General features: G+C 46.7%; 3 protein-coding genes. 2 read left to right on the top strand and 1 reads right to left on the bottom strand.

The window, feature by feature from the left end:
* Positions 1–176 precede the first annotated feature (176 nt).
* On the top strand, positions 177–1,040 hold the full coding sequence (gene larE / locus QMD66_07855; GenBank protein MDI6822735.1) for an ATP-dependent sacrificial sulfur transferase LarE: 864 nt from the start codon (positions 177–179) through the stop codon (positions 1,038–1,040).
* Positions 1,033–1,797 carry a nickel pincer cofactor biosynthesis protein LarB gene (gene larB, locus QMD66_07860; protein MDI6822736.1) on the top strand — a complete coding sequence of 255 codons (765 nt, stop codon included), beginning with the start codon at positions 1,033–1,035 and terminating at the stop codon, positions 1,795–1,797. Before larE ends, larB begins: the two co-directional genes overlap by 8 nt.
* 1 nt (position 1,798) lies before the next feature.
* On the opposite strand, the gene QMD66_07865 is transcribed toward larB, so the two are convergent.
* Positions 1,799–2,012: hypothetical protein (locus QMD66_07865; GenBank protein ID MDI6822737.1), on the bottom strand; the 214-nt coding region annotated here is incomplete at its 5' end.

A 2,012-nucleotide genomic window follows, 5' to 3' on the forward strand; every position in this document is an offset into this window, starting at 1 on the left:
AAACCGAAAGTGTCAGAAGTGTCAGAAAGTGTCAACTTGACTTGTTAATAGTCCAAGTAAGTCTCAGGTTTAACACTTGGTAAAAAATTCCACCGGTCGAAGGAAATTGCCCATTATTTTGCAGGATTTTTAGGCGAAAAATTAGAAATATAAACAACAAAAAGTTGAGGATCACTATGGATAGTTTCCTGGATCAAAATATAGGTAGCAAGGATAAAATATTCAAAAGCAAGTGCGACCGCCTACAGAAAATAATCCGTGAGATGGGAAGCGTGGCTGTGGCCTTCTCGGGGGGAGTGGATAGTACCTTCCTTCTGAGAATATGTGAGCACACCCTGGGAGAAAATGTGGTTGCCATCACCGCTTCCTCCGAGATAATTCCCCCAAAAGAAGTCGAAGAAGCCAAAAAGTTAGCAATGGGGCTAGATGTGGAGCATATCGTGATCACCCTGAATGCCCTGGAAAATAAGGACTTCGTGGCCAACAGCGAAGAAAGGTGTTATTTCTGCAAACACGATCTTTATCTCAGATTCAACGATATTGCCTTACAGAAAGGAATTCTACATCTCATAGATGGCACAAACTATGATGACTTTGATGATTTTCGACCAGGTCAAAGAGCTGCACAGGAATTGGGCGTGCGAAGTCCCTTGGCTGAGGCAAGGCTGACCAAAGAGGATATCCGCTTCCTCTCAAAATATTTATCCCTCCCCACGTGGAATAAATCTCCCATGGCCTGTCTGGCTACCCGAATCCCCTATGGTCAGAGGATCACTCCCGAAAGGATCAATCTCATCCACACAGCCGAATCCGTAATCCATGAACTTGGGATCAACCAGGTTAGAGTTCGCCTTCACGATGAAAGAACTGCCCGAATCGAAGTGGCAAAAACGGATATTCAATTATTATTCGAGCTTAGATCGTGGATTTTGGATAGATTCAAGAGACTGGGTTTTGACTATATAACGGTTGATCTCGAAGGATACCGCCAGGGAAGCATGAATCTCCCTCTCCCCACAGAGGAGAAAAAATGTGTTTGAGCGCTGCTTAAAAGATCTTTTAAAAGATGTTCGGAATGGGAAGATAGATATCGATACCGCCCTAGAGAGACTCAAGGATTTACCCTTCTCCGAACTTGGATTTGCCAAGGTTGACCTCCATCGACTCTTGAGGAAGGGTTTCCCCGAAGTTATCCTCTGCCAAGGGAAAACGATCTCTCAGATCAAAGAAATATCCACCGCTTTACTGAAGACGGGACAGGATCTTCTGGCCACCAGAGCCGATGAAGCAGCTCATCAAGCCATCAAGGAAGTTACCACCAAAGCCATATATCACAAGGAAGCCAGAGTTGTGGTTGTAAAGCAGAAAGAAAAAAGACTCGTGGGAAAAGTCCTTGTGGTTACGGGGGGAACCGGAGATATTCCCATAGCCGAAGAGGCGGCGATCACCGCGGAGGTCATGGGGAGCGATGTGGATCGGCTCTATGATGTGGGGGCCGCCGGCATTCATCGTCTGATCTCCTTTAAGGAGAAATTAACGGAGGCCAAGGTGATCATAGCCGTGGCTGGAATGGAGGGAGCGCTTCCGAGCATCATCGCGGGATTGGTTGCCAGCCCAGTAATTGCCGTGCCCACAAGCGTGGGGTATGGAGCGAGCTTCCAGGGATTGGCGGCACTCCTTACCATGCTCAACTCCTGCGCACCCGGAGTAGCCGTGGTAAACATAGATAATGGATTCGGTGCCGGTTACCTGGCAGCTGTGATAAATCAGTCGATGGTTGAAGGAAAACCCGTCTGATTCAAAAATTCAGCGGGTATCGCCAGTGTGTACGAGATAATTTTTCAACAACCCTCAATTTATTGGGCAGAAGAGATTTTTCTACGATTTTTAGCATGGGACTTAAATCTCTATCTGTTCCAAAGCAGCCAGACTCTTTATCGGGATCGCTGCTTAGGTAAAAAACTTTTTTGGAAGCCGGCGTGACTGAAGGACCTTCGGGTATGAAAATGGCT

Source organism: Actinomycetota bacterium (assembly GCA_030018275.1).
In the GTDB taxonomy this organism is placed as follows: domain Bacteria; phylum Actinomycetota; class Aquicultoria; order Subteraquimicrobiales; family Subteraquimicrobiaceae; genus Subteraquimicrobium.